Origin of the sequence: Synechococcus sp. Cruz CV12-2-Slac-r, from assembly GCF_024346075.1 — a bacterium.
Taxonomy (GTDB): Bacteria; Cyanobacteriota; Cyanobacteriia; order PCC-6307; family Cyanobiaceae; genus Synechococcus_D.
Genome location: NZ_JAGQEK010000098.1, coordinates 1 through 6,746, shown reverse-complemented (window position 1 = coordinate 6,746; position 6,746 = coordinate 1). Strand labels below are relative to the sequence as shown.

General features: G+C 49.2%; 7 protein-coding genes. 3 read left to right on the top strand and 4 right to left on the bottom strand.

Annotation, left to right across the window (positions count from 1 at the left end):
* Positions 1-161 precede the first annotated feature (161 nt).
* Positions 162-536 (bottom strand): hypothetical protein, encoded by a 375-nt coding sequence (locus KB557_RS08175; protein ID WP_255133112.1) that lies wholly within the window; start codon positions 534-536, stop codon positions 162-164.
* Between the two features lie 95 nt (positions 537-631).
* Between KB557_RS08175 and KB557_RS08170 the strand changes: the two genes are divergently transcribed.
* Positions 632-1,840: a GNAT family N-acetyltransferase gene (locus KB557_RS08170; RefSeq protein WP_255133111.1), complete on the top strand. Its 1,209-nt coding sequence runs from the start codon at positions 632-634 to the stop codon at positions 1,838-1,840.
* A complete protein-coding gene (locus KB557_RS08165; RefSeq protein WP_255133109.1) occupies positions 1,827-2,213 on the top strand; it encodes a DUF4346 domain-containing protein in 387 nt (128 codons plus the stop codon). Before KB557_RS08170 ends, KB557_RS08165 begins: the two co-directional genes overlap by 14 nt.
* A gap of 15 nt (positions 2,214-2,228) precedes the next feature.
* Here the strand turns inward: KB557_RS08165 and KB557_RS08160 are convergent, their stop codons facing one another.
* Entirely contained in the window at positions 2,229-3,836 is a 1,608-nt protein-coding gene (locus tag KB557_RS08160; RefSeq protein ID WP_255133107.1) for a B12-binding domain-containing radical SAM protein, read from the bottom strand.
* Positions 3,837-3,939: 103 nt separating this feature from the next.
* Here KB557_RS08160 and KB557_RS08155 point away from each other — a divergent pair, with 103 nt between their 5' ends.
* Positions 3,940-4,032 (top strand): cytochrome B6, encoded by a 93-nt coding sequence (locus tag KB557_RS08155; RefSeq protein WP_255133105.1) that lies wholly within the window; start codon positions 3,940-3,942, stop codon positions 4,030-4,032.
* Positions 4,033-4,050: 18 nt separating this feature from the next.
* Here KB557_RS08155 and KB557_RS08150 read toward each other — a convergent pair whose 3' ends face one another.
* Together KB557_RS08150 and rimO are read right to left on the bottom strand one after the other, a co-directional pair.
* Entirely contained in the window at positions 4,051-5,259 is a 1,209-nt protein-coding gene (locus KB557_RS08150; RefSeq protein ID WP_255133103.1) for an MFS transporter, read from the bottom strand.
* On the bottom strand, positions 5,259-6,653 hold the full coding sequence (rimO, locus tag KB557_RS08145) for a 30S ribosomal protein S12 methylthiotransferase RimO (RefSeq protein ID WP_255133101.1): 1,395 nt from the start codon (positions 6,651-6,653) through the stop codon (positions 5,259-5,261). The genes KB557_RS08150 and rimO overlap by 1 nt, the downstream gene beginning before the upstream one ends.
* Positions 6,654-6,746 lie beyond the last annotated feature (93 nt).

Genomic DNA, 6,746 nt, shown 5'->3' with positions numbered 1-6,746 from the left:
GTGGATGAGCTTCAACTAACGCTTTGCCCCTTGCTGCTTGGTGGAAAGCAGCATTGGTTGCCGCCAAATTTTGAACTGCCAGCACAAGCTTGGCAGTTGGTGGAGGCTAGAGAATTGGGTGCATCTGAATTATTGGTTAGATACAAGTTAAAGGAAGATTGTTAACGAGCTGGAAACTGCTGATCCCAACTTGAGCGTGCTGTTTCTAATAAACGGCTGATACATACAGCTGCTACTTTCATACTTTCAGGCCCTGGTTTCCCGCCAAGTGCTTCTGCTGCCACCTGCAAAATTGTGCCATTGCGTTCTATCTCTTGAACCACGCACACACTGGCGGGCCGTGCAATTTCGCTGCAAAGGCTACGAAAAGCAGTGAAATCTGGTTCAACTGTACCCATTGCTTTTTCGCATTCCCGGGTCATCCGTGCTTCCACTTGTGGCCGCATCAAATTCAAGATGCTTCCCCCAGAACCTGTCAGCTGCGCCAGCAGGAGCGGTAGTTGCAGAAGCGATATTTGCAAAAATGGTAAAACCACGATTTTGATTCACCTCACATGCTTTTTATCATCGCCTAAACCCGCAGTAAGCGGGAAGCTGATTAGCGTTTATCTCAACTTCAAGTTTTTTATCTGTGGTGCTGGATTCAGCTTTAGAGGCCAGGTGGCATCGGCAGTTGGCGGAAATTCCTCAGCAGCAATGGGACCTTTTGGTGCAGCAATATGAGCTGCCTTTTTACCGCTGGCATTGGCTTGAGGCCTTAGAGCGCTCCGGCAGCATTGAATCCAAACAAGGCTGGCAACCTTGCCATCTCAGTGTGTGGCGCGGCGCTGCCTTGGTTGCGGCAGCACCCCTCTACCTCAAGGGCCATAGCTACGGAGAATTTGTATTTGATCAATCTTTTGCCCAGCTCGCTTCTCAGCTGGGTTTGCGTTACTACCCAAAGCTTGTGGGGATGAGCCCTTTGAGCCCAGTTTTGGGTTATCGCTTTTTCATTGCCCCGGGAGAGGATCCCAAAGTGTTAACGCTTCTGTTGATGGAATTAATTGATCGTTTTTGTGAGCGGAATAAAATATTAAGTTGTAATTTCTTATATGTTGATCCCACTTGGCAGCCCTTCGCTGAAGCTGCTGGTTGCAGCACCTGGCTAAATCAACAAAGCTTATGGAGTAACCCAGGTTATGAAAACTTCACTAATTATTTAGCCAGTTTCAATGCAAATCAACGCCGTAATATCAAGCGCGAGCGCAAGGCTGTGCAAGAGGCTGGCCTAATAGTTACACCAATTTCTGGCGAATCTATAACATTACCGCTTTTAGGTAAGATGCATCATTTTTATGAAGATCATTGCCGCCGCTGGGGCATGTGGGGTAGCAAATATTTAACAGAAGACTTTTTTATACTTGCAGCTCAGCAATTGGTTGAAAATCTAGTGTTATTTAGCGCCCATCCGAGCGGAGAAGATCCCCAAAATCCCTTAGCGATGAGCTTGTGCGTGCAACAGGGAAACAAGTTATGGGGCCGCTATTGGGGCTCGGAGCTGGAATTGGAAAATCTACATTTTGAAGTTTGTTATTACGCGCCGATTGAATGGGCTATTAGCGCTGGAATTAGTTACTTTGATCCGGGTGCTGGCGGCAGCCACAAACGCCGGCGTGGCTTCATCGCTAAATCCCACGCCAGCTTGCATCGCTGGTATGAACCAGAATTTGGCGCCATAATCGATCGCTGGTTGCCTCTCGCCAACGCACATCAGCTTGAGGAAATAGAAGCAATAAATGCGGAACTTCCCTTTAACAGGCAGAATGACATGCAATCGTTAGGAATTAGTGGCAGCTTTTAGTGCGCAAGCTCGTATTTCACTTGATACAGAATTATCGAGCCGCTATATAAAATTAGATCCTCAGGGATATCTATTGATAAAACTAGATCGAGCTCGGGGGGAACTGCTTGCAGAGTGGTTTAGCAATAATATTAATGATCAAGGCTTAGCAACCGATCCGGCTACCGGAGAAGTGTTTGCATGTAAAGGCGGTGGCCCAAGGGAACCGATTCATATTTTCAAAGGGCGCAGCGCTAAAGAATTAGGAATTGCTATCACAGAAGCAGGCAATCCATTGCCAATCAGCAGCTTAGATCACGCACTTTACCTTGGTAGAGAAATTCAAAAGGCGGAGTATTGCTTAGAAACAAATACCGAGTACATCCAAGATTAATAATAATAAATTAAACTAAGCAGTTTGCAATTCTCTGTTGAGTTCAGCCGCTGCTGGTGGTTCTGGAGGTAGTGCCAGCATTTGATCTTGGATTTCTTTTGTTACCACACCACGATATTCTTGGAAATGTTCATTGTGGGCTAACACCACAAGAAACTGCTCCAGTAATTGTGGGTTGCGCATTGCAATAGTGGCTAAAGACTTCCAAAAGCGGAATCTAGTATTGCGTTTAACCCCTTGGCGCCATATCACAATTGATAGGGCGCGTATATCAGTGAGGCTAGGGAGGCGAGAAATATCAGACTTTTCTGATTTATAAAATGAATGCCAGCGGGGCTTACCCATTTTTAAATAGTAATGAGTTACACGATCGATATATGCATTAGGTTCGTATAATTCACAAAAAGCTTGCACATATTCATTCGCAATTTCACGAATTGGCCTTGTGGGCACAAAATTCAATAGGTTTGTTTGATTCACACCTTTGGCGTCTGCTTTTTCTTGGATTAAACGGCCCTCTTTCTCGAGGCGGTGCCACAAACCTGTATTAGGTAGTGCTTGCAACATACCCATCATGGCTGCTGGAATACCGGTGAGGCTCACAAAGCGCACGATGCGATCACCTGCTCCTGCAAGCTCTCCATCAAAACCAATAATGAATCCAGCCATCACCCTGATGCCATAGGAGGTGATGTGATCCACGGCCTCTTCAAGGGAGCTGCGGGTGTTTTGGTGTTTACCTGCCACCGATAAACTTGCTTCATCTGGAGTTTCGATACCTAGAAACACCGATTCAAATCTGCATTCAGCCATTAGCTGTAGTAGATCATCATCTGCAGCGAGATCAACCGATGCTTCCGTTGCAAAGCTAAAGGGATAACCACGCTCACTTAACCAATCTCGCATTGCAGGTAATAGCAACTTGGCATTGCGTTTATTACCAATAAAATTATCATCTACTAAAAATATCGAACGGCGCCATCCGAGGTCGTAAAGGGCTTGCAATTCAGCAACGAGTTGCTCTGGATTTTTTGTACGCGGCTTACGACCATATAAAACAATGATGTCGCAAAATTCGCATTGAAATGGGCAGCCTCTTGAAAACTGCACACTCATTGAATCGTAAGCATCGAGCTCAAGTAAATCGAACCTCGGCACAGGGGTAGAAGTTACATCTGGTTTTTCGCCGTTTGAGCTAAACCTGCCGCTTGTATCACCCCTCTCGATCGCTTCAATAAACATTGGCAGGGTTATCTCCCCTTCATCAAGCACTTTGAAATCCACCAGATTTAATTCCGGCGCATCGGGGGTAGAACTGGCAAAAGGGCCACCTACAGCAACAGGTAAACCCCGCTCCTTTGCTTTTGCTATTTGGGCAGCCATATCGGATTTCTGCACGATCATCCCGGAGATCACCACAAGCTCCGCCCAATTCCATTCCGCTTCCGTTACTTCCCTAACGTTGCGATCCACCAGCTTCATCTGCCAGTGTTGAGGTAGCAAAGCGGCAACGGTTACGAGCCCAAGGGGGGGCAATAAAACCTTGCGATTTACAAGCTCCAGGATCTTTTCGTAGCTCCAGAAGGTTTTTGGGAATTCGGGATATACGAAAAGAGTACGCATGGCTATGGGAGTAATCGCAGAACCTTAGTCGGTTTCAGCAGATAACAGCTCTCCCAAACCGCGTAGGCTTCTGCTGTAATAGATAGCAATCAGTGCTGCTGCCATGGGAATCGTCTTTTATGTGGGCTTACTTGGCGCCGGTTTTACTGCGGCTTTTGTGCTCACAAGGCTGCTTAAAGCGATCAAATTGATTTAATTGATCCCAAAAGAGCAGTTATTCAACCAATTTTAGTTGTTGCCCGCCAAAACGCCACAGTTCGGCTGCGGCAAGCACCACGCCAATTGCTCCAAGCAAACCGCAGCAAAAGCCAAGGCCAAGCTCGATTGTGATTCCAGCAGCCATTAGGCCGCTGATGCCACCCCCACCAAGAAAAGCGATCTGAGCCAGGCCCGCCATTCTGCCGCGTAGTTCTTGAGCTGTTCCTACTTGGCAGATCAGATTCATCCCCGATAACAACACTGCGGTGCCAGCGCCAATAAGAAAAGCCATAGCGAGGCTCCACCAAGGATGTCCGCCGATGGCGATACCGAGTTGGCCAAGGGCTGTTAATAATCCGCAGCTACCCAGAAGCAATCCAGGGCGCTGGCTTAACCAAAGGCTGCGCTTTTGCAGCACAAGGCCGCCAGTGATGCTGCCTGCCGCAAGGATGCTGGTAAATAGGCCTAAATCTTGAGGGCTAGGACCCACCAGTTTGAAGGCCATAAATGGTGCTAAGCCAGGGTGAAAAAACCCCACCAAACAGAACAAAGCAGTAAAAGTGAGAGCCTGCCTGATGGGTAGGCCGCAACCGCGCCAAGCAGCCCCAAGGCTGGCGGCACTGCCTGCGGCGCTGCGTTTTTCTTGATCGCTGCGGGGCTTCAGCAGCCACACAACCGTGGCTATTGGAAGTAGGTAGGTGCTGGCATCAAGCAGTAACGCCAGGGAAGGGCCTGTGAAGGCCACCAGCCAACCACCAATAGGCGGACCCACTAATTTACCAACATTGAACACCACAGAAAAGCTTGTGAGATAAGGGCCAAGTTGCTGTGGCTGATCCACAAGAAGTGCGCAATATTTATTGCGGGCAGTTAATTCATAGGCGCTGGCGATACCCACTGCAAAGGTGCTAAGTAACAACAACAAGGCTTGATTGAAACCGCTGCTGATTGGGATTGCGATCGCCCCAAGGCTGCCCCCCGCCAGGAGCCCCCACTGCGACCACACAAGCACTTTTTCGCAGCCGTGGCGATCTGTTACCACCCCTGCAGGGCCGCTGAAAAGCAGGGTTGGCAATGAAAGAAGAGCGAAATGCAGGGCCAGCACCAAAGGATTGCTGGTGCCATTCATCAATACCCAACCTTTGGCGGTGAGTCCGGCAAACGAACCGGCAGTGCTGAGGCCTGAGGCCCAAAGAAATATTTTGCGTTGCCTGGCTAACCCCATCAGGTACGCCTTTCGGCGTTAACCACTGCATTAACCATGGCATCAATTCCCACCACTTCGCCTGTTAGGTCGTATTCGCTAGCGGCGGTGATCAATACCGGCACCATTGAGCCAGGGGAGGCGCCGGCACCGTTTGCATTGCGTTGCACACGCACCTCTCCATCCACATCTGGTGCAAACCGCAAGCAGCGACCAATTAATTCTCCATTGCTTGGATTTTCCTGCTCGATCAACACATCAACAATGCGACCCACCCAAGCTGCATTGCATTCGGCACTGATCTGTTGTTGGATTTCCATCAAACGACCACGACGCTCCTCTGCTATTGCTTTAGGCACCTGATCAGGGAGGCCGGCGGCTGCGGTGCCATCTTCTGATGAGAAACAAAACACGCCCACATGATCAAAACGCTGCTCTTGCACAAATTGGAGCAGATGCTCGAAATGAGCCTCAGTTTCTCCCGGGAAACCAACAATGAAGGTGGTGCGCATTACCGCATCGGGTAATTGCATGCGAATGCGGTTAATTAGTTCGCTGTTTACACCTTTTTGCCAAGGGCGGTTCATCGACCGCAGCAGATCTGGATGGCTGTGCTGCAATGGTAAATCTAAATATGGCAGCACATTTGCCACTTCGCGATAGGCAGCAAGCACCTCGGGGGTAAGGCCGGTTGGGTAGGCGTAATGCACCCGAATCCAGGGAATATCCACTGCCCCAAGGGCCCGCAACAATTCAGCGAGTTGTGGCTTGCCATAGAGATCAAGGCCGTAGTTAGTAGTGATCTGGCTGATCAGGATTAGTTCTTTCACCCCTTGAGCCGCCAATTGCTCGGCTTCCGCCACAATTGATTCGATTGTTCTTGAACGTTGATCACCTCGCAATTTGGGGATGATGCAGAAAGCGCAGCGGTAATCGCAACCTTCAGCAACTTTCAAGAAAGCAACCGCTTCTGAACTGGTGCGGTATCGGGGCAGGTGTTCATCCGCCACATACGTGGGCACAGCACTCACCCGGTTCACCCGTTCACCTGCCTCCACCCGCTCCAGCACTTCAACAATGTGCTGGTAATCACCTGTGCCCACAATGGCGCGAGCTTCCGGTAGTGCTTCTAGTAGTTCTTCTTGGAAATGCTGGGCTAAGCAACCCGCAATCACAATTTGTTTGCCCTGTTCCGCCAGTTCCACCAAGGTGCGCACCGATTCAGTGCGGGCGTCTTGAATAAAGGAACACGTATTAACTACCACCACATTTGCGTCTGCTTCATCAGCGCTTACTCCATATCCAGCTTCCGCAAGAAGCCCCAACATATGTTCAGTATCAACACGATTTTTCTCGCAACCCAAGTGCGAAAAGGCGACTGTTGCTTTTTTTGTGATCAACCCTTCAGCGGCCATGGCAGCATCGGCCAATGTTTAAACCTAACCTTTGGCCGTTGCAACACCCTGGCAACAGTTATTCGAAACCCCAACAGCCCTAATTGGGGTATT